This window comes from Chitinophaga nivalis, assembly GCF_025989125.1.
In the GTDB taxonomy this organism is placed as follows: Bacteria; Bacteroidota; Bacteroidia; order Chitinophagales; family Chitinophagaceae; genus Chitinophaga; species Chitinophaga nivalis.
On record NZ_JAPDNR010000001.1, the window covers coordinates 1,560,978 to 1,583,316 of the forward strand.

15 protein-coding genes are annotated in these 22,339 nt (G+C 47.5%); 11 read left to right on the plus strand and 4 right to left on the minus strand.

Annotation, left to right across the window (positions count from 1 at the left end; genetic code table 11):
* Nucleotides 1–146 precede the first annotated feature (146 nt).
* From OL444_RS06435 to eboC, 6 genes are all read left to right on the plus strand, one after another.
* Nucleotides 147–3,371 (plus strand): SusC/RagA family TonB-linked outer membrane protein, encoded by a 3,225-nt coding sequence (locus tag OL444_RS06435; protein ID WP_264734049.1) that lies wholly within the window; start codon nucleotides 147–149, stop codon nucleotides 3,369–3,371.
* Between the two features lie 26 nt (nucleotides 3,372–3,397).
* Nucleotides 3,398–5,164, plus strand: a complete 1,767-nt coding sequence (locus OL444_RS06440; RefSeq protein WP_264734048.1) for a RagB/SusD family nutrient uptake outer membrane protein — start codon at nucleotides 3,398–3,400, stop codon at nucleotides 5,162–5,164.
* A 108-nt stretch (nucleotides 5,165–5,272) separates the two neighbouring features.
* Nucleotides 5,273–6,778, plus strand: a complete 1,506-nt coding sequence (locus tag OL444_RS06445; protein ID WP_264734047.1) for an FG-GAP-like repeat-containing protein — start codon at nucleotides 5,273–5,275, stop codon at nucleotides 6,776–6,778.
* Between the two features lie 430 nt (nucleotides 6,779–7,208).
* Nucleotides 7,209–8,105 carry an EboA domain-containing protein gene (locus OL444_RS06450; protein WP_264734046.1) on the plus strand — a complete coding sequence of 299 codons (897 nt, stop codon included), beginning with the start codon at nucleotides 7,209–7,211 and terminating at the stop codon, nucleotides 8,103–8,105.
* Nucleotides 8,106–8,125: 20 nt separating this feature from the next.
* On the plus strand, nucleotides 8,126–9,112 hold the full coding sequence (locus tag OL444_RS06455; RefSeq protein ID WP_264734045.1) for a TatD family hydrolase: 987 nt from the start codon (nucleotides 8,126–8,128) through the stop codon (nucleotides 9,110–9,112).
* Nucleotides 9,113–9,208: 96 nt separating this feature from the next.
* Entirely contained in the window at nucleotides 9,209–10,087 is an 879-nt protein-coding gene (gene eboC / locus OL444_RS06460; RefSeq protein WP_264752009.1) for a UbiA-like protein EboC, read from the plus strand.
* Nucleotides 10,088–10,162: 75 nt separating this feature from the next.
* On the opposite strand, the gene OL444_RS06465 is transcribed toward eboC, so the two are convergent.
* Nucleotides 10,163–10,807, minus strand: coding sequence for a response regulator (locus OL444_RS06465; RefSeq protein WP_264752010.1), 645 nt, complete (start codon nucleotides 10,805–10,807; stop codon nucleotides 10,163–10,165).
* 12 nt (nucleotides 10,808–10,819) lie between these two features.
* Nucleotides 10,820–12,682 carry a tetratricopeptide repeat-containing sensor histidine kinase gene (locus OL444_RS06470; RefSeq protein WP_264734042.1) on the minus strand — a complete coding sequence of 621 codons (1,863 nt, stop codon included), beginning with the start codon at nucleotides 12,680–12,682 and terminating at the stop codon, nucleotides 10,820–10,822.
* A 651-nt stretch (nucleotides 12,683–13,333) separates the two neighbouring features.
* On the opposite strand from OL444_RS06470, the gene OL444_RS06475 reads away from it, so the two are divergent.
* The 5 genes from OL444_RS06475 to OL444_RS06495 all read left to right on the plus strand — a co-directional run bounded on the left by OL444_RS06475 (nucleotide 13,334) and on the right by OL444_RS06495 (nucleotide 19,431).
* Complete coding sequence (locus tag OL444_RS06475; protein ID WP_264734041.1) at nucleotides 13,334–14,488, plus strand: 3-dehydroquinate synthase; 1,155 nt, start codon at nucleotides 13,334–13,336, stop codon at nucleotides 14,486–14,488.
* Nucleotides 14,485–15,696, plus strand: coding sequence for a metabolite traffic protein EboE (eboE, locus tag OL444_RS06480; protein ID WP_264734040.1), 1,212 nt, complete (start codon nucleotides 14,485–14,487; stop codon nucleotides 15,694–15,696). Before OL444_RS06475 ends, eboE begins: the two co-directional genes overlap by 4 nt.
* A gap of 83 nt (nucleotides 15,697–15,779) precedes the next feature.
* Entirely contained in the window at nucleotides 15,780–17,156 is a 1,377-nt protein-coding gene (locus OL444_RS06485) for an alkaline phosphatase family protein (protein WP_264734039.1), read from the plus strand.
* A gap of 240 nt (nucleotides 17,157–17,396) precedes the next feature.
* The gene (locus OL444_RS06490) at nucleotides 17,397–18,734 is read left to right on the plus strand and encodes a Gfo/Idh/MocA family protein (RefSeq protein ID WP_264734038.1); all 1,338 of its coding nucleotides are present in this window, start codon (nucleotides 17,397–17,399) and stop codon (nucleotides 18,732–18,734) included.
* A 340-nt stretch (nucleotides 18,735–19,074) separates the two neighbouring features.
* The gene (locus OL444_RS06495; protein ID WP_264734037.1) at nucleotides 19,075–19,431 is read left to right on the plus strand and encodes an MmcQ/YjbR family DNA-binding protein; all 357 of its coding nucleotides are present in this window, start codon (nucleotides 19,075–19,077) and stop codon (nucleotides 19,429–19,431) included.
* Here OL444_RS06495 and OL444_RS06500 read toward each other — a convergent pair whose 3' ends face one another.
* Nucleotides 19,432–20,217, minus strand: coding sequence for a sulfite exporter TauE/SafE family protein (locus tag OL444_RS06500; protein ID WP_264734036.1), 786 nt, complete (start codon nucleotides 20,215–20,217; stop codon nucleotides 19,432–19,434).
* Nucleotides 20,218–20,465: 248 nt separating this feature from the next.
* Complete coding sequence (locus OL444_RS06505; protein WP_264734035.1) at nucleotides 20,466–22,253, minus strand: DUF885 domain-containing protein; 1,788 nt, start codon at nucleotides 22,251–22,253, stop codon at nucleotides 20,466–20,468.
* Nucleotides 22,254–22,339 lie beyond the last annotated feature (86 nt).

A 22,339-nucleotide genomic window follows, 5' to 3' on the forward strand; every position in this document is an offset into this window, starting at 1 on the left:
GCCTATCGCTAAGGTAATACCTGTTTTCATACCGAAGCTACCGGTATGAACAGGGATATCTGTGTGAAAACAATTTGCAGAACAGTCGTAGCATACATAGATTGGTTTTATTTTTTAAACTTTTAACACGACCCTTAATCCACGTTATGAAAAAACATGTCTACCAGGCACTTGCCATCTTATATGGCATGCTGCTACTACTGCATTCAGGTAACGTATATGCACAAACGAATGTCACGGGAAAAGTGTCTGATAAAACATCGGGCAATCCCTTGCCAGGCGTTACGGTATACGTGAAGGGCACCAACCGCGGCACAGCTACCAGTCCTACTGGTACTTTCTCCATCCAGGCTAAATCCGGCGAAACACTGGTGTTTTCTTTTGTAGGATATGATCCACAGGAAGCTGTGATCAGTAGTGGACCGGTGAATATCTCCCTCAGTGAAAAAGTAGGATCCCTGGAAGAAGTAGTAGTAACCGGTTATGCCAGTCAGAAAAAGAAAGACCTGACCGGCGCTGTATCCGTAGTGAAAGTGGACAACCTGACCAGGCAACCTACCTCACAGATCGCCAACCAGTTGCAAGGGCAGGTATCCGGTATCACCATCCTGGGGAGCGGACAACCCGGCCAGGAGCCGCAGGTAAAAGTAAGAGGGATCAACACCTTTGGTAACAACACACCGCTCTATATTATAGATGGCGTACCCATCTCCGGTCTGGCGGATGTAAATCCCAACGATGTACAAACCATGCAGGTATTGAAAGATGCCGGCGCTGCTTCTATTTATGGCGCCCGTGCCGCCAACGGCGTAATTGTGATCACCACAAAAAGAGGTACCGGAAAAGTAAAGGTAGCCTACGATGGATATTATGGCACCCAACGGCCGCAAGGTGGTAACGTGTGGAATATTCTCAAGCCGCAGGAGCAGGCCAATCTGAAATGGCTGGCTATCTCCAACTCCCCCGGTGCGAAATATGAAGATAAACAATACGGTAACGGCCCTACGCCGGTATTGCCGGATTATATTGCCCCGGCAGGTTTGAAGGAAGGAGATCCCCGGGTAAATCCCAATCTGTATTATGTAGATCCCAACTATAAGAATTCCGCCGATCTGACAAAGTTCTATCGTATCTCCAAAGCCAATAAAGAAGGTACCGACTGGTTTCATGAAATCTTTAAACCAGCGCCTATTACCAGTCATAATATAGCCGTATCCGGTGGTGGTGATATTGGTAGTTACTTCTTCTCTTTCTATTATTTTAATCAGCAGGGTACACTTACCAATACCTATAATAAGCGGTATGCAGTGCGTGCCAACAGTAGCTTTAACATCACAGATCATATCCGGGTGGGGGAAAACATGGAATACTCCCTGATCAACAATCCGCAGATAGGTACGCTGGTGGAAGGAAGCGGTATTGGTATGGCTTTCCGTCAGCTGTCTATCATCCCGGTATATGATATTAAAGGTAACTATGCCGGTTCCAACGGCTCCGACCTGGGGAACGCCCGTAATCCGGTAGCCATACAGGATCGCTTCGGTCGTACGAAAGCCATGGCCAGCCGGTTATTGGGAAATGTATATGCAGAAGCAGACATCCTCAAACACTTTACCCTGAGAACCAGCTTCGGTGGCGAAATCTATTCTTTCAACAACCATAACTTCACACTGCCGGAATATGAGAACTCAGAAAATAATTCTGTGAACTCCTACACCGAATCAACCGGTAATGGTTACGACTGGACCTGGACGAACACCTTAACCTATCACCAGAAATTCAACCGTAAACATGATGTGAAAGTAATGATTGGTACAGAAGCCTATGATAATTACTTCCGCACACTTACCGGTACCACTACCGACTATTTTACATTCGATCCTGATTTTACCAACCTCACTACCGGTGCGGGCACGCCTACCAATGGCAGCTCTTTCGGCAGTGACGGGCTGTTCTCTTTATTCGCCCGGGTAGATTATGCCTTCAATGACCGCTACCTGTTCGGCGCCCTGATACGGCGGGATGGTTCCAGCCGTTTCGGTGCCTCCAACCGGTACGGTAATTTCCCTGCAGTAAGTGCGGCCTGGCGTATTTCGGAAGAATCATTTATGAAAGATATCTCCTGGATAGCAGACCTGAAACTGCGTGGTGGTTATGGTATCATGGGTAACCAGATAAACGTAACGCCCAGCAATCAGTACATTGCCTATGGCTTCGACAGAACCTCTTCTTTCTATAACCTCACCGGCGGTGGTACTACCAACAAAGGGTTTATGCGCACCCAGCTGGGAAATCCCAATGCAAAATGGGAGAGCAACGTAAATGCCAACATCGGTATCGATGCCACGCTGTTAAAAGGACACCTGGAGTTTACGGTGGATTATTACCAGAAAAAAGTAAGGGACCTGCTCTACAATCCTGAACTGGCGGGTGTGTACGGCGCTGCCCTGCAACCCTACTCTAATGTGGCAGAAATGAAAAACCAGGGCTGGGATATTGCCATTACTGGTAATATCAACCTGACCAAAGACCTGAAGCTGGATCTGAACGGTACGGTCACTACCTATAAAAACAAGATCGTGGCTATTTCCGAATCTGCCCCTTACTTCGATCTGGAGCCACGTCGTTTTGGTTCTCCTATTATTCGTAATGCCATCGGACAATCTATCAGTGAGTTTTTCGGATATAAAGTAATCGGCTTCTGGGATAGTCCGGAAGAAGTAACTGCGGCCAACAATGCGGCACGGGCAAAGTATCCGGGCCTCAAAGAATATCAGCTGGATGCGGGCGCCGGTCGTTTTAAATATGCAGATATCAATGGCGATGGTAAGGTAGATGCGGATGACCGTACTTTCCTGGGTAACCCCAATCCTAAATTTTCATATGGTCTTAACATTGGCTTGACGTATAAAAACTTTGATTTCAGTGCTTTCTTCTATGGTGTATCTGGCAACAAAATCTGGAACCAGGTGAAATGGTGGACCGACTTCTATCCTTCTTTTGCCGGTGCGAAAAGCTACAGGGCGCTGTATGATTCCTGGACGCCTACCCATAAAAATGCAACAGCGCCGATTCAGGAAACGGCTTCTTATGCCAGTACATCCGGATCTCCCAGCTCTTACTTTGTGGAGAACGGCTCTTACCTGCGGGCTAAGAATATGCTGATAGGATACACTTTACCGAAATACATGCTGAAACGTATTGGCGTGGAAAAATGCAGGGTGTATGTACAGGCGGCAAATCTGTTCACGATTACCAAATATACCGGTATTGATCCGGAAGTAGCAGGTAGTTCACAGGCCTTCGGCCTCGATGAAGGCGCTTATCCCAATGAACGCCAATACCTGATAGGAGTGAATGTGTCATTCTGATTTTTTGAATCGTAAAACTGAAGCAAATGAAAACATTAAAATATGTGGGCATGGTGGCCCTGATGATGGCCGGCGTATTCGGTGGTTGTAAAAAAAGTTTTCTGGAACGGAATCCTTATGGTGCACTGACAGAAGAAATTATTGCGAATAAAGCAGGGGTGAATTACTTGTTGATAGGCGCCTATGCGGCACTCGACGGACAGCAAAACGGGCGTGCTTTGGGTGGCGCGGGTGATCCCTGGACTGCCGCGCCTACCAACTGGATCTATGGCAGCGTGGTAGGTGGCGAATCTCACAAAGGCAGTAATGCCGGAGATCAGGAGCCCATCAATGCGATTGCTGCCGGAACATCCAATTCCACCAATGCCTTTTTTAATTCCAAATGGAAAGCAGTATTTGAAGGCGTGAGCCGTTGTAATCTTACCCTCATAAAAATGAAGGAAGCAACGGATATGAGTCCGGAGGAAAGAGTACAGGTAGAAGCAGAAGTCCGTTTTTTAAGAGGGCACTATTATTTTGAACTGAAAAGGTTCTTTAATAAGGTGCCTTACATTACAGATACCACTACCGATGTAAGAGTAGCCAACGATAAAGATATCTGGCCTTACATAGAAGCGGATTTTAAATATGCGATGGAGAAGCTGCCGCCTAAACAGGCGGAGGTGGCGCGGGCCAACAAATGGGCCGCACAGGTATATCTGGCCAAAACCTATCTCTATCAGAAAAAATACCAGGAAGCCTATACGTTGTTTGACGATGCGATCAAAAACGGCCGTACCAGCAATGACTTACCTTATGGCCTGACGCCGCGCTTTGAAGATAACTTCGATGCCGCCAAAAAGAATAATCAGGAATCCGTATTTGCGATCCAGATGACGGCCAATGATGGTACCAACACCATCGCCAATGCCAATGCGGGAGATATGCTGAACTTTCCTTATGACAAAAGCCCTTTTAATTGCTGCGGTTTCTTCCAGCCTTCCCAGGATCTGGTGAACTCTTACCGGGTAAATGAACTGGGATTACCTTACCTGGATGATTACAATAAACATGGCGTGAAGTCCGATATGGGCCTGTCTTCCGGTGCTGCATTCGTAGCAGATGCCGATCCGCTGGATCCCCGGCTCGACTGGACAGTCGGCCGTCGTAATATTCCATACCACGATTGGGGTTATCATCCGGGTGCCGACTGGTTAAGAGATCAGTCTTACGGTGGTCCGTATTCTCCTAAGAAAATGGTGTACTGGAAAGTAGATCAGGATAAGTATAAAGATGCACATTCCTGGGCGCCGGGATCTGCCATCAATGTATTACTGATCCGTTTCTCTGATGTATTGCTGATGACCGCAGAATGTGCTGCCCAGTTAAATGACCTGGGTACCGCCATGACATTGGTGAACAGGGTACGCAGCCGGATGAAGGATAACCCCGCAAACTGGTTACATGATTATAAACCTGGTACAACGGAATTTAATCCCAATAAACTGGCAGCTAATTACAAGATAGAATTGTATACCAGTTTCCCGGATAAAGGATATGCCCTGAAGGCTATCTATTTTGAACGGAAACTGGAGCTGGCCAATGAAGGACATCGTTTCTTTGACCTGTCCCGCTGGGGAATTGCTGATCAGGTAATGAATGCCTACTACGCTTTCGAGAGTAAAATAACGCCGGATTTAAACGGGGCGAACTTCACCAAGGGACGGAATGAATACTTCCCGGTGCCACAGCGCCAGATAGACCTCACCCTGAAAGACGGAAAACCGGTATTAACACAGAATGCAGGATACTAATAGTATAGGCGGTTTATAACGAAAATGGTATCACAGCTCCCCGCAGGTTTATGCTTGCGGGGAGCTCCTGTTTAAGTTGTAATTTATAGGGCTTAAAATAATCTGGAGATGAGAAAGGCGATATATATCGGACTGGTAATAATCGTAGGGTGCCAGCTGCGTGAAAAGGAAGAGAAAGGAAAAGTGCTGGCAGATAAATATTGTTCCGGTTGTCACCTGCCGGTGGCGCCGGCCTTACTGGATAAGGAAACCTGGATCAAACATGTATTGCCGGCGATGGCGCCCAGGCTGGGGATTCATGTGTGGGGAGAGTACCAGTATTATCCGCCTATGCCGGGCGAGCCACAGGGGTTGATTACATTTAATGACTGGACTACCCTGGTGGAATATTATCAGCGGCAGGCGCCGGAGCGGCTGACACCCGCAAAGCCACCGGTGGCCTTGCAGCACGACAGCAGTTTTTTCAGCATCATCCGGCCGGTAGTAAAAGACAGTGCCGTGGTAGCAGCTACTACGCTGGTATCTTTTCATCCGGGTAGCAGCGATATTTTTACCAGCGATGGAAATGATAATAGCCTGATAAGATGGAATATGGCCGGACAGTCGCTGTATAAGCGGCGATTGCCGTCGCCTGCTACGGATATCCTGTATCTGCCGGATCAGCCAGGCCAGGCGCCGCAGGCTATTCTTACAGAGATCGGTAATGTGCGGGCATTGGAATCTCCGGCAGGTATTGTAACGCGTATCAACCTGGCAGATACCAGCCGGCAACAAGACCTGATGCCTTTTCTCAGACGCCCGGTACAAACGCTGGCAGCCGACTTTGACCGGGATGGATTAACAGATTTGCTGGTGTGCGCCTTTGGCCACAACCGGGGCGGGTTATACTGGTTGAAACAATTACCGGGGCAACAGTATCGCCAGGAAACCATTGCAGAAGTGCCGGGTGCTATTCATGCCGAAACCGGCGATTTCAACCAGGATGGCTATACAGATATAATGGTATTGTTTGCTGCTGGTGATGAAGGTATCTGGCTATACGAAAATAACCGGAAGGGTGGATTCACAGGTGCCAACATCCTGCGGTTTCCGCCACTGTATGGTTCTACCGGTTTTCAGCTGACGGATATCAATCAGGATGGTAAACCAGATATACTTTATACCTGCGGCGATAATGCGGATTATTCCACGATCCTTAAACCTTATCATGGTATCTATATATACCTGAATGAAGGCAACCACAAATATCGTCAGGCCTGGTTTTATCCGGTCAATGGCTGTACAAAAGCAGTAGCCGCAGATTTTAACCAGGATGGGAAGATGGATATTGCCAGCATCGCTTTTTTCGCTGATCTGAAAAATAACCCGGGCGAAAAATTTATATTATTTGAAGGGGATGACCGGCCGCTATCCTTTACGCCACACGCCCTCCCTATTGAAAAAGAAGGTCACTGGATTTGTATGGATGTGAAGGATCAGGACCAGGATGGCGACCTCGATATTATACTAGGAAACTATGCGGCAGGATTTATTATATTGCAGGATTATCAGCCGGATTGGAAAGAATACCAACCATTTATAGTATTACGGAACAACACCCGGCGGCAACGCTAACGATAAATTTAACGTTTTATTTGGACGGAAATAAGAATAATATGTATATTACGCCCATATTATTTTCCACGTACATTATAGTACAGTCAGGTCACAGCTTTTAATAGAATATTGTAATTTGCTACCTCTGTTTAATGTACCTTTGCTCTTACTAATTGTTCTACCCGATACTTTAACTTTTTTGCACTAAGTTGCTCCCGTCTGAGGCTTAGTGGTCGAAGATTTCCTGATGCATAATCAGGTTTTAGAATGGCGGAAGGAGAGGCAGCAATGCCTCTCTTTTATTTTAAGCAATATTTTGTATAACCCCGGAATAACGATTTTCCTTGTTTTTTACCTTCTATCATAAAAAAATAAAGTAATCCTGAAAATCCCATTAATCCGGTTTATTTTTATTCGCAATTAAACACCATATTTTTAAATGATGTCAGTGGCACCATATGTATATGATCAGCAGCAGATGAGTGTGTGGTTGTGGGCTGTTATCCGGCGTAATGGTCATGAGAAAGGAAACGAATGGTTAGCACAGCGCTGGCAGCTGCATCAGGAAACCGCTACAGTGGCGCAGTTCAATCAAACCTTTACGGCGATACCCCGCTTTACCGGAAAACATACCATCACCATTACACAGGAGGAACACCAGTTATTACAGGAAGCTGTTCCCGGGTTTTTCGTACAGGGCTGGACGTTAGACAGACTTGCCAGGGTCTGGTGGTTGTTACAATTGGCGGTCACAGATAAAACGATTTATCTTGATACACTTGATAAGCTGTTTAAAGCTGCCGAGATGAATGAGCTGGCCGCTTTATACAGCGCATTGCCACTGCTCCCGTGGCCGGAAGAATGGATCGCCCGCACCACGGAAGGCATCCGGTCTAATATAGGTATTGTACAGGCTGCCATTATGCAGCAAAACCCTTATCCGGCGCAATATCTGCCGGAACCTGCGTGGAACCAGCTGGTCATGAAAGCCATCTTCACCGAAAAAAATATTCATCTCATTACAGGCCTCGATGGCCGCGCCAATGCCACGCTGGCATTGATGCTAACAGACTTCGCACACGAACGCTGGGCAGCCGGCAGAACGGTAGATCCTTTGCAGTGGCGGATGCTTACCCATTTTACAACTGCTGCTAACCTGCCCGATATCATCCGGGTATTACAGTCTGCCGTCAGTGCCGAAAGAGAAGCCGCTGCCCTGGTATGTGCCGGTAGTACCTATGCACCTGCAAAAGCATTGCTGTTGCAGGTACCGGACATTGCTGCGGAAATAGCCGCCGGTACCCTCACCTGGCAATCCGTTGCCGATAAAACAACCCGATCGTAAATCATCTAAATCCGAATGTTATGTGCGGTATCCATGACTTAACAGAAAAAGATCTTCAGCCATTACCTTATACACCGGCGTATCTTGATAAAATAAAAGGCATGCGTTTCTTTGATCCGCATGTACATATGTCTGCCCGTACTACCGACGACTATCAGGCGATGGCCGATGCCGGCGTAGTCGCGCTTATTGAACCGGCTTTCTGGCTGGGACAACCACGTACCGGCATTGATACTTTCCGCGATTATTTCAGCAGCCTGCTGGGGTGGGAACGTTTCCGGGCTTCTCAGTTTGGTATCAAACATTATTGTACCATCGGACTCAATTCCAAGGAAGCCAATAACGAAGCGCTCGCAGAAGCCGTGATGGAAATACTGCCTCAGTTTATTTATAAAGAAGGTGTCGTAGGGGTAGGTGAAATCGGTTTCGATGACCAGACCCCGCTGGAAGAAAAGTATTATCGCGCACAGCTGGAGCTGGCGAAGGAAGCCGGATTACCGGTGCAGATCCATACCCCGCACCGCGATAAAAAAAGAGGTACACAACGTAGTATGGACATTGCCCTGGAACATGGGCTGCCGCCTCACATGATCATTGTAGATCATAATAATGAGGAAACCGTTAAAGAAGTGCTGGATCGCGGCTTCTGGGCTGCATTTACCATCTACCCTTTTACCAAAATGGGAAATGAGCGCATGGTGGCTATCGTACAGCAGTACGGGAGCGAACGTATCATGGTCAACTCCGCCGCAGACTGGGGAATCAGCGATCCGCTGGCAGTACCCAAAACGGCTGCTTTAATGCACGAAAGTGGTATTGACTTGAATGATATTCATTTGGTAACTTACAGCAATGCTGTCACTGCATTTGCGCAAAGTGGTCAGATAAATGAAGATGACTTTAACATCGCGGGAAATATTGATCAGCGCGAAAAATTTAACGGGAGTACAATTTTGCGCGGCGGGCAACAGCCCAGAGTCGATAAAAACACAACCATCATTCGGTAAAATCCCAACAGTTAATAACTGCTGGCAATTGAACCATGAAAACCTGATTACGCGGTGAGTTATATTGTTAGCAAATTAATAGGATATCTGCGACTGATGCGACCAGCCAATATCATTACTGCTATTGCAGATATACTGGCGGGTATCGCTATCTCCGGATATTTTATAAATGTGAACTTTGAAGTATATACACTTGATTTCACACTTCCGGTAGTCTGCCTATGTCTGGCTACTATGGGATTATATGGCGGCGGTGTCGTATTCAATGATGTATTTGATGCAACACTGGACGCAACGGAACGCCCGGAAAGACCTATTCCCAGCGGTATTATCTCTAAAACGCAGGGTATCATACTGGGATCTTATTTGTTATTGGTAGGCATCCTGTCTGCTTTCGCCGTGGGCCGTCTGGGAGGCTATTCCGGTTGGCTGGCCATTGGCATTGCGGTGAGTGCCCTGGTATATAACCGGTGGGGAAAACACCATGCTTTCCTGGGGCCACTGAATATGGGCCTTTGCCGTGGGCTGAACCTATTGCTGGGTATCAGTATAGTACCGGATGCCCTGGAAAAATACTGGTGGATGGGATGTATTCCGGTGGTATATATTGCTGCCGTTACCAATATCAGCCGGGGCGAAGTACATGGTGGTACGGCTAAGAATATCCGTATTACAGCGATATGTTATGCCGCTGTATATATTGCCATGGGCGTATTGGCATTCCTGCATCACAGGCTGTGGACCGCTCTCCCCTTTATCCTGTTTTTTGCTGCGATGATAAATATTCCATTGATCAAAGCATTCAAAAATCCGGTAGGCCCCAATATCGGGAAGGCAGTAAAAGCAGGTATCATTGCGCTCATCGTGATGAATGCCGCCTGGGTAGCCGCTTTCGCACAGGTACCTTTTGCCTTGTCTGTATTGTTGTTGTTACCTGTGTCTATCGGACTGGGTAAATTATTTGCGATTACCTGATCACGGATAAAGTGCATACCTGCTGTTTTTATACGCTATCATGGTATAAAAACAGCAGGTGTCAGTTGTTGTTATTTAATCTATCAATCCCCGTCGCATGGCTGCTTTTACCAGTCCGGCCGTGTTTTTTACACCTAACTTCTGGGTGAGGTTTAACCGGTGTGTTTCTACTGTACGTAAACTGATATAGAGCATTTCTGCAATTTCCTGATTGGAATGTTCATTGGCGATGAGCTGCAGGATTTCTTTTTCTCTCCGCGTAAGAATAATATCGTAACCGGTTTGTTTCTGACCGGTAATCATTTCATGTAATAATGCTGTTTTGAGGGTACTGTCCAGGAATTGTTCGCCGGCATTAACTTGTTCAATAGCGTGTATGAGGGTTTGCTGGTCCGTATTTTTAAGCAGGTAGCCGGTAGCGCCGTTGCGCAGCATTTGTTTCACGTAATGTGATTCCATGAAATTGGTGAAAGCGAGGATCTTTACCTGGGGGTGAATTTTGTGTACCTGTTTACATAGTTCTACGCCGTTGATTTCCGGCATTTGTATATCGAGTAACAGTACATCAGGATGTACCGCATCCAATGCTTTCAGCAAGGTAGCGGCCATATTGCTTTCGTAAACAACAGATATGTGAGGATATGGTGCCAGCATGGCCTTGAGGCCACTGATAACCAGCAGGTGATCGTCGGTAATAGCCAGTTTAATTTGCATGTTCATAAGTATTAATGGTTACAACTCCAATGGTTGCATAACGGCTACATTGAATTCCATGTAAACAGTGGTGCCTTGGTCTGCCACTGTGGTCATGTCGAGGGTGCCATTTAAGGCGGTGATCCGGGAGGCAAGGTGGTGCAGGCCCATTCCGGTGTATTCAGCTGCCTGCTGCCGGAATCCCCGGCCATTGTCTTCTACGGTTATGCTCAAAAGTTCCCGGTGTTGTGTAATCTGAACAATTGCTGTGGTGGCATGTGCGTGTTTGATAATGTTATTGACCAGTTCCTGTACGATACGGTATACAGATAATTCAAAGCCGGCTTTAAATCGTTGCAGCCGCCCGTCTGTATAAAAACGGACATCCAGTTGCCTGTGATGACTGACATTGTTACAGAAGAATGCCAGCGCATTGGCCAGTCCCATGCTGTTCAACACTTCCGGCATCAGGTTATGGGCGGTTTTACGTACTTCCCCGATGGCATTGTCCAGCATGTGCAGGGTGTGCAGATAAGCGCCATTTTCCTGTAAACAGGTATGTTCCTGCCGGAGCGCACTGAAATGCATTTTTACGGCGGATAGCATACCGCCGATGCCATCATGGAGGTCGCGGGAAAGCCGTTCTCTTTCTTTTTCTTCTCCCTGCATCAGCGCCTCCAGTACCTGCAATGCTTTGGCGGCTTCCAGGGTTTGCAGCTGTTGTTGTTGCAGGCGATACCGGTGCCGGAACCGTTGCCATACTACGAAAACAACTACCAGTAAGAGAATGAGACCAATGAGAAATAAAATGAGCCACAGGTTTTTCTGTTGCAGCAATAAATCCTTTTGTGTCAGCAGCAATTTTTTCTCTGCCAGGTCGCGGTCTTTTTTCTCAGACTGGTATTGTATCTCCAGCTGCTGTACATTTTTACGGGTGACATCACCGGTTAAAGAATCATGCAGGTGTTCATAGGTCTTGCGTAACGCAAAGGCTGCCGCATACTGTTGACGGGCAGCTTTCAGCTCTGATGCGGCAAGATAGGCCTGTAGCAACACCTCGCCGGCAGGTTGCTGTTGCGCGAGGCCAATGGCCTGATCGATGTAACGGGTGGCAGCTGCATATTGGCGGAGTTGCAGCAATTGCTGACCAAAGCCCAGATAAATGCTGGCCAGGTAAGGGCTGGCGGGATCATGTTGTGCAACAGCCCACGCACTGTGATAGGTGGCGAGTGCAATAGTGGGAGCTGCCTGCCGGCTATACATCTGGGCCAGATGAATCAGGCCTTCCAGTATCAGGGTGCTGTCGCCGGATTCCCTTCCCAGCTGAATAGCTTGTCGGAAATAGCTTTCCCCCGACTGGTTGGTTTGCAGCTGCATGGCACAATGCCCCATGCTGATAAGGGCTGCCGCCATCTGTGGTTTGCTGTGGATGCTGCTGCCATGCCGGTAGGCATTACCTGCGTAATCATATGCTTTCCGGTAATCCTGCAGGGTGATAAAAACTGTCGCGAGGTAGTTGGTCATGGCGCCGGCAAACAGGTTGTCGCCGGCTTTTTCCGCCTGTTGCAGCGCCAATAAATAATGCGCGGTAGCAGCCGGTAAGTTGCCGGATGGCCGGTAGGTATGTGCGGCATTGCCGGCCAGCGTATCCCAACGCTGGAGCATATGGAAAGCCTGGTATACCTGATTTAATACCAGGTAACCGGTATGAGGGATGTCCGGCGCCTGCAGGTACCGATGGGCAAAACCAGCGATACCACGGGTGTATCCCGGCGCTCTGGCAGATACAGCTGGAAAGGAAGCAGCAACCGTGTCGGTAACCACCACTTTGGATGCGTTGGGAGCAGGAATGAGCATGGCCGGCCGTATGCCTGGCTGTTGAGGGATACATAGCGCAGTCATTTGGCTGCTAAGGATAACATAACAAATACAAAACCAACGGTTAAGCATCATTTATACACTTATGTGAATAATGTGGTTTTATTGGGTCGTATACATTATCAACGATACCGGATAGTCAGCAGCTACTGAGTTCCAACCGCATGCAACGGTTAATAACCATGCTGTAAGGCAACAAAAGATATGTAATTGCTATTTGATGTTACAGGGTTAAGGAATAGGGGATTACCGTTCTTTATTTATACAAACAATTTTTATCATACTGCAAATTGACTGTTGTAATTAACCAGCATTTCACAGCACTATAAAGGTCCTGATTTCTTTTTGAAAAACAACAGGTGTGCAAAAGAATGAGACAGATTTATGATGTTTTTTTTCTTGTAGTCTGTAACTCCTTTATTGATAAGGCTTTGTGGTAAAAACCGCAGTGAGTCCGTATAAATACGCAATTTTAAAATTATAGGTTTATACTGTTTCAAAAAGGAAAAAAAGGTAATTACTTTGTACTACTACAATGCTCCGACTATATAACCCCAAAAACCAGGCTCCCCTCACGGAGCCTTTTTTCTTTTTCAGCCCCTCACATAAAATTTACATTTTTATCAGTACATTTAAAGGATATGTTTTTTTAGCCAGATGATCGTGTAATTAGCCATGCAATATCTTCAACAAAGTTTCAACGTACGCTTTTCCTATGAGGTCTTTTTTACCCGCAACCTGTTTGAATCTGCCAACACCCGCTTAACTGGTTTTTTGTCGGCTGTTGCCGATCCCGCGTTTCAAAAGAAATTACTGATCGTACTGGATGAGGGCATGCTGGCCCATCACCCGCTACTGAAGCAACAAATTCATACCTGCTTAAGTGCGATACCAGGCTTTCAGCTGGTACCGGAAATGATCACGGTGCCCGGTGGAGAACAGGTGAAAAATGACGACGCATTATTATTCAGACTGGTAGATGCCATCGACCAATATAAAATTGACCGGCATTCCTATGTGATAGGAATCGGCGGAGGTTCATTACTGGACCTGGTAGGATTTGCCGCCGCCATTTCCCACAGAGGGGTGAAACATATACGTATACCCACTACCGTATTGTCGCAAAATGATTCCGGCATCGGTGTAAAAAATGGGGTGAATTATAAAGGGAAAAAGAATTTCCTCGGCTCCTTTGCACCACCTGCCGCTGTGTTCAACGATGAAGCTTTCCTGACTACCCTGCAGGCGCGCGATTGGTGTGCCGGTATGGTGGAAGCCGTGAAAGTGGCGCTGATTAAAGACGCCCCCTTCTTTGAATGGATGGAAACACATGCGGATGCATTGGCCGGCGGGAATATGGCCGATATGCAATACCTGATTTATCAATGTGCAGCATTGCACCTGCAACATATCGGTGGAGGCGATCCTTTTGAAAGTGGTTCTTCGCGCCCGCTCGACTTCGGACACTGGAGCGCCCATAAACTGGAGCAACTCACGCATTTTGAATTAAGACATGGAGAAGCAGTAGCTATTGGTATTGCATTAGATAGCGTATATGCTTTCCTGTTAGGTTGGCTGGATGAACCGGCGATGAAACGTATTTTGCAGCTGTTAAAGAAAATGCAGCAACCTATCTGGCATCCGCTCCTGGAAAAACAGGCGGGTGGGCCTTCTCCGGTGATCGCCGGACTGGAGGAATTCCGGGAACACCTGGGGGGCCGGCTCACCATCACGTTACTGCGTGCTATCGGAAAAGGTGAAGAAGTGCACGAACTGGACCTGGAGCTGTTATACAAAGCCGTGGACATCTGCAAAAAAAATCAATCATGAAAACATCCGTCGGGCACCTGACTTATTGTACTAATATTCATCCGGGCGAAAACTGGCAGGATCATTTTGCCCAGCTTAAAACCTATATCCCTGCGGTAAAACGGCAGGTATCGCCGGATCAGCCGTTTGGTATCGGTTTAAGACTCGCCAATACCGCCAGCCTGGAACTGGCGAAGGAGGCTAATCTGGAGGCTTTCAAAGCATGGCTGCAGGCAGAGAACTGTTATGTGTTTACCATGAATGGTTTTCCGTATGGCGGGTTTCATCATACCGTGGTAAAAGACCAGGTACATGCACCCGATTGGACCAGCGCCGACCGGGTAGCCTATACGATCCGCCTGTTTCGCATATTGGCGGCGTTGTTGCCACCAGCACTCGAAGGAGGTATTTCCACAGCGCCCCTGTCTTACAAATACTGGTGTAACCGCTGTGAGGAAGAACGATTGGCCACTGTAGAAAGTGCCACGCTGAATATACTGGAAGTGATCGCACAGCTGGCGCGCATACACCGCAGTGGCGGCCCGCTGATGCACCTGGATATAGAACCGGAGCCGGATGGCTTACTGGAAAACAGCACAGAATATATACAGTGGTTTACAGATCACCTGTTACCACTGGGTATTCCATTTATACAGGATAAATTACAGGTAACACCGGAGATAGCTGCAGACGTGATTAAAACACACCTGCAATTGTGTTATGATGTCTGCCATTTTGCACTGGTATATGAGCCGCCTGCAAAGGTGCTGGCACACTTACAGCAACATGGTTTAAAAGTCGGTAAACTGCAGATCAGCGCTGCGCTGAAAGCAGACCTGCCACCAGTGGGAACGGCGGCCCGGACAACCATTACAGATGCGTTCCGGCAGTTCAACGAACCGGTTTATCTGCATCAGGTAATTGGCAGAAAAACAAACGGACAATATATACACTATCCCGATTTGCCCCAGGCATTAACGGATGTGGATAACCACGACGTGGTGGAATGGCGTTCGCATTTTCATGTGCCGCTTTTCCTGGAACGTTTTGATGTGTTGCAATCCACACAGGATGATATCCGCGAGGTACTGGCATTACAGCAACAGCAGCCCTTTACAGCACACCTGGAAGCAGAAACCTACACCTGGGATGTGCTGCCGGCAAACCTGAAACTGGAAATATCAGACTCCGTATCCCGTGAGTTGAACTGGATTAAACAACAGCTGTAAAACCACGGCGAATAGTGGCAACAGTTGGAATTGTGACGATGTAATTATAGCTTTATACCGGAAATGTAACGGTGATTGAATCTATGAGAAAGACAGTTGTTATTGATGTAGTGGGACTTTCCCCCTCCGTATTGGAGCACATGCCTTTTCTGAAGGCTTACTCCCGGCAGCGGCATATGGCTACCATAGCACCTATGTTGCCGGCTGTGACCACGGCTGTACAAAGCACTTATCTGACCGGCCAATGGCCCAGTGAACATGGTATTGTGGGCAACGGCTGGTACGACCGCACAGATGCTGAAATTAAATTCTGGAAACAATCCAATAAACTGGTAGACGCACCCAAAATATGGGATAAAGCCCGGAAACTGGACCCTGCTTTTACCTGCTCGCAAATGTGCTGGTGGTACAATATGTATGCGAATGTGGATTACTCGCTTACACCACGTCCGAATTATCTTTCCGATGGCCGCAAAATTCCGGATTGTTACACCACGCCGGATACCCTCCGCGATCACCTGGTGCGTGAACTGGGACCTTTCCCCTTGTTTAATTACTGGGGCCCTACTGCCAATGCAAAATCATCCCAATGGATAGCTGATGCCGCGATCATCACAGATAAATTGTATGATCCGACTTTAACGCTGATTTATCTGCCATTGCTGGATTACTGCCAGCAGAAGTTCGGGCAGGATATGGCACGTAACGGAAAAGAGATAGGCGAGATGGATGAAATTTGCAAACAGCTCATCACCTACTACCAGCAAAAAAACTGTGATCCATTGATATTATCAGAATATGGTATTACCAATGTACATCAGCCTATACATATTAACCGGTTGTTAAGAGCGGCCGGATTATTATCGCTGCGGATAGAAAGAGGACTGGAACTGCTGGATGCAGGCGCTTCGAAAGCCTTTGCAGTAGCAGATCATCAGATAGCGCATATTTATATCAACGATCCTGCCTGTTATAAGCAGGTACGCAGTATCCTGGAAAATACACCGGGTATAGAACTGGTACTCGACCGGGAAGGAAAAAAAGAACATCACCTGCATCACGAACGTAGCGGGGAGCTGGTAGCCGTAGCAGATGCCAACAGCTGGTTTACCTATTACTATTGGGAAGATGATCAGAAAGCCCCGGATTTTGCCCGTATTGTGGAGATTTTCAGGAAGCCGGGTTATGATCCTGCTGAGATGTTCCTGAATCCTGCAGATCCGCTGGTGAAGCTGAAAGTAATTGGCAAACTGATAAAAAAGAAACTGGGCTTCCGGTACCTGATGGACGTAATTCCATTGGATGCCACCCTGATAAAAGGTTCTCATGGCCGGCTGGAGAAAGATCCTGCCTGGCATCCGCTGATTATCAGCCCGGCGCCACTGGGTAAAGATACGCTGCTGGCTACAGAAGTATATGATGCCATGTGGAACCATCTCACTGGTACAACTACCACCTGATTATTATCCCTGTTTATAAAAAATTATGCAACATCAGCTGTTATAAATACAGCTGATGTTTTTTTTGCTGCGAGTCAATTTACGTATATCCGTTCCAGTTATAGCCGCTATTTTGGACAACTTTCCTGCTTCAAAAAAAATAGTAAACACTGATTTATTTTTCTATTTTCATGCAACCGATTGTTATTTCCCGTGTTGTCAGCAATATAAAAAGCAGAACAGTAAACAAAGAAGTCCGTTATGAAAAGAAGAGATTTTATAAAAACCGCTTCTATGGCTGGTTTAGGAACAGGTATCACCCTGCTCAATTTTCCTGTTTTTGGTAAAAGTGCACCCGGCAACAAACTGGTGCTGGCCGTAATGGGGGTAAACTCCCGCGGCAACTGGCTGGCGCAGGTCGCCGCGCGGCTACCGGGAGCAGAAATCGGCTACATCTGCGATGTGGAAGATGAAGCCATCGCAAAAGGATTAAAAGCAGTGGCCAGTGTACAGTCCCGCAAACCAACCGTCATCAAGGATATCCGTAAACTGCTGGAACAGCGTGACTTTGACGCCCTGTTCATCGCGGCGCCGGATCACTGGCACGCCCCGGCAGCCATCATGGCCGCCGCAGCTGGTAAACACGTATATGTGGAAAAACCCTGTGCCCACAACCCGCAGGAAGGAGAATGGCTGGTAGCTGCCGCCAGAAAGTATAACCGGCTCATACAAATGGGTAATCAGCGCCGGTCCTGGCCTAATCTGCAACAGGCAGTAAAAGAGGTAAAAGAAGACGGCATCCTGGGCAAAGTATACTATGGCCGGGGATGGTATGTAAATAACCGCGCACCGATAGGTACCGGCAAAAAAATAGCAGTACCGGGTACACTCGACTGGAACCTGTGGCAGGGGCCTGCCCCCCGCATGGATTATCTTGATAACATTGTGCACTACAACTGGCATTGGCGCTGGCATTGGGGCACCTCCGAAACCTGTAACAATGCTACCCATGAACTGGATTGTTTACGCTGGTTTATGGACCTGGATTTCCCTATAAAAGTAACCTCGGCGGGCGGCCGGTATGCCTATCCCAAAGACGACTGGGAAACACCGGATACACAAACGCTGCAGTTCGAATTTGAAGGTGGGAAAGCGGTTGCCTGGGAAGGCCGCAGCTGCAGTCCTTTTAACCTAGAAGGCAGTAGCCGTGGATTTGCCCTCTTTGGCGAAAACGGTAGTTTATATAACAGCGGCGGCGATCACTACAAGATCCTGGATACCAAAAATAAAGTGGTGAAAGAAGTAAAACAGGCGGCCAATGCCGAACGGAGTGTAGTCAATACCGTGAGTCCGGCCGGTGAGTTTTACGACGCGGTACACATCAGTAATTTCCTGGAAAGTATCCGGGGAAATGATACCCTTCATTCGGATATCAGCAGTGGTTACCGGAGTACGTTACTTTGCCTGCTGGGCAATATAGCACAACGTACCGGCCGGGTGCTGCATACGGATCCGGCAAATGGTCATATCCTGCATGATGCAGAAGCCATGAAAATGTGGCGTAGATCCTATGAAAAAGGTTGGATACCTATCATTTGATCAATTGCCTGCTGCCGGTATTTGCTGTCCGGCAGATGCTCCGGCAGCAGGCGCTGCGGCCGCATTTTGTTTAATTTAAGCGGCAAAAAATTAAGTTTCCATTAAAAAATATCGCTAACCCCCTGCTTACAGGAGATTGCCGCCTGCGGTCTGTTCCTGTCTGTTATTTTCTGCATTTTATTCCCTATTTTTATAAAGCAGTTTCATTCACTATTTACAGCAAAAAATAACGTTAACCACGCCTGCAATATATGGTCGCATATGAACAGGCGCTTGTATGCTATGACAACATCACATGCATAGACATGTCTATTACAATTAATTTAAAAAACCTGCTGCTATGTTCGATCATACCCTTGACTTGTGCCGCTCGTTGCCGGCTGTCAGCACTGAGAAGAAGTGGGATAATGAACTGCGTTTCTTTGTTGGAGAAAAGCTCTTCTGTATGATATCCCTGGACCCGCCACATCGGGTATCTTTTAAATGCAGTCCGACACAGTTCCATCAGCTGATCAACCGGCCGGAAATTGTGCCCGCGCCTCACCTGGCCCGGTATCACTGGGTACAGCTGAAAGGAGAAAGTCTCCTGCCGGAAACGGAGTTGGATGCTTTCCTGCACAATGCCTACGAGCTGATTAAAAGCACGTTGCCGCCCCAGGAACAGGATGCGATCAATAAGATGAGGATGGACGCCTGATTATTTCCAGAGGGTAAAAAAGATGTCGTACAAGCCAAATACGATGAGCGTCAGGGCAAATAACTTTTCCAACGCAGGCGTCTTCATTTTAACGGCTGTTTTTGCACCCAGGTAAGAAGCCGGAAAAGCGGTGAGCGACAGCAGCAATGCGATATTCCAGTCTATATGACCCAGCCACCAATGCGTTAAAGCGCCCGGTACCGAAAGAATAGCGGACAATACCACTGCACAGGCCAGGGCCTGTTTGATAGGCATCTTTAACTGCTTGATAAAAAAGGAGCTGAATAATATACCACCGGCATTGGCCAGCAACCCGGCTAAAAATCCGATACCCAGGGCGGCTGTCAGCAGCTGTCTGGCCGGTATGGAAGCAACTGTAGCCACCGGTGTATCCGGCATGGGTTTCCGGCGCAGGAAGGCATATAACAGGGAAATGCCAATGGTAATAATAAAAAGTGCGGTTAATATCATGAGGGTTTTACCTGGCAGATAACTGCTGCACCAGGAACCAAGTACTGTAGCCGGTACGCCCAGCGCGGCACATATCAGGATCACCCGTTTGTTGAATAATTTTTCCTTACTGTAAACTGCTGTTGCCGATAAGGTACTGGTAATGGAAGCGGGTAACGGCGATGCCAGGGCAAAGAAGGGATTTACCCCTGCAAAAATCTGCAAGGCAGGCGTACTGATGGCACTGCCACCTTTCCCCAATAAACCCGATAAATACCCTACTACTAAGCCTATCAGTAATACCGACAGGTATTCTGTTTGTTGTAAATATCCCATCTTATTCGTCCCTCCGGGAACGTACGTGCAACTGGTTGGTGCGTGGTTGGTTAAAAAAAATTACAGGTAATCAAAAATAGGCTAACATTATTCCGTAGACAAATAAGTAGGATAACTATAAGTTATGGGCGATAACAAGATATTATATTTATTGTTAGTCTATAAGGTAAGAGGGAATGAAGGAATACGAAGAAAAATGCCCTGTTTTCGGAAAGAAAACAGGGCGTATAATAACAAGTAACTATCGGTTATTTCACCTGGCTGCTCCATCGCGCCATTTTTTCTTCCAGGATAGAAAGCGGTACACAACCATCTTTCAGCAGTTCATCATGGAAAGAAGCGAGGTTAAACCGGTCGCCCAGTTCCTTCGTATACTTCCTGCGCAGTTCCTGTATTTTCAGTTCTCCGGTTTTGTAGGAAAGTGCCTGGCCCGGAATCGCCATATAACGCTCAATTTCAGCGATGGCTTCCGCCTCAGAAAGGGGTTCATTCTCCATCATGTATTTGATGGCCTGCTCACGGGTCCAGCCTTTGGCATGTAAACCGGCATCTACCACCAGGCGGATGGCGCGGTGTATTTCATCGGTCAGCCGGCCGAAGTACATATACGGATCGCTATATAAACCCAGTTCTTTACCCAGACTTTCACAATAGAGGGCATACCCTTCACCATAGGCGCCTATCCAGGAGAACCGGCGGAATTTAGGCAGCGAATCGTTTTCCTGTTGCAGGGAAATCTGGAAGTGATGCCCCGGAATGGCTTCGTGCAGGAATAAACACTCCATACCGGAATAAGGGAAGGTTTTAGCATCAAGAATCGGCACATAAAATACACCAGGCCGGGTACCATCTGCACTACCCTGCTGGTATTCTGCGGAAGCAGAAGCAGCCCGGTAGGCTTCTGTTTGTCTGATCTCAAATTTTGTTTTCGGGAGATGACCATACATTTTTTTCACACCCGGCATGATCTTATGCTCGATAGCTTTAAACGAATCGAGGATCGCGGCCGGCGTAGCAAAAATGCGCAGGTGCTTATCGTTGCGTACCTGATTGAAGAAAGCGGCGAGGTCGCCTTTGAAACCGGTGCTGTTTTTCACGGTCTCCATTTCTCCCCGGATGCGGGCCACTTCCTGTTCGCCGGTGGCATATACTGCTTCCGGAGACGGTGAGGTAGTTGTCCAGGAACGGATCAGGTAATTATAGTATGCCTGGCCATCGGGAATACCGCCAATACCGCTGGTGCTGCGGGCTTTAGGCAGGTATTCTGTTTGCAGGAATTGTTGCAGTTTAGCGTAGGAAGGCAGGATATACGTTTCCACCGCCGTTTTATAATCTTTGGCCAGCAGCCCCAGGGCATTGGCATCGAGAGAGTCCGGCATTTTTTTCAACGGAGCAAAGAAAATATTGTCTGCCTTGTTGGTGGCCAGGTCTTTCATTTGCGGAATCACTTTTACTACCAGACTTTTTGGCAACACATAACCCGTGGCAATACCCCGGCGCATATTGGCAATAGCCGTATCTGTCCATATAGCAAAACGTTCCATCCGATGGATGAAGTTGCGGTAATCCTTGTCTGTTTTAAACGGTTGTGCACTGCTGCCGGAACCTAATTGGGCTAAGGTAATGGGCAGGCAGGTAAACTGTTGTACAGGCATGAGGTGATCATGAAAAGTTAAGCCTTCCCGGTTGATATCAAATTCCCGTTTCAGCATATCATACGTGATCCGGTCGTTGCCGGAGATAGCAGCAGTATCAATGCTTTTCAGCGTCTGTTGCCATGCTGCATAAAATGAATCCGCTTTGGCGCGAAAGGCTTCACTGATATCGATCGGCAACTGATCATTATATTGATTTTCACCATTGAAAGTCGCTTGTAATGGATTTAAGGCCATACTTTCTTCATAGTAGCGGGCCGCCAGGTGACGCAGGGAATCCTGCATGGCAGCGGACTGCTGTGCACTGTTTTTCGGCTGGCAGGCACTGAATAGTAAGACTGCGCCGAGCAGGAACCGGCTTTTTTGTTGTAAGAGATGCATACTGGTAACGGGTTGTTTGTTTATTAAATCTACAGCGCAAAATTGGTAAATCCATGCGGTTTGTCTGCAGGAGACAGCTACTAAAG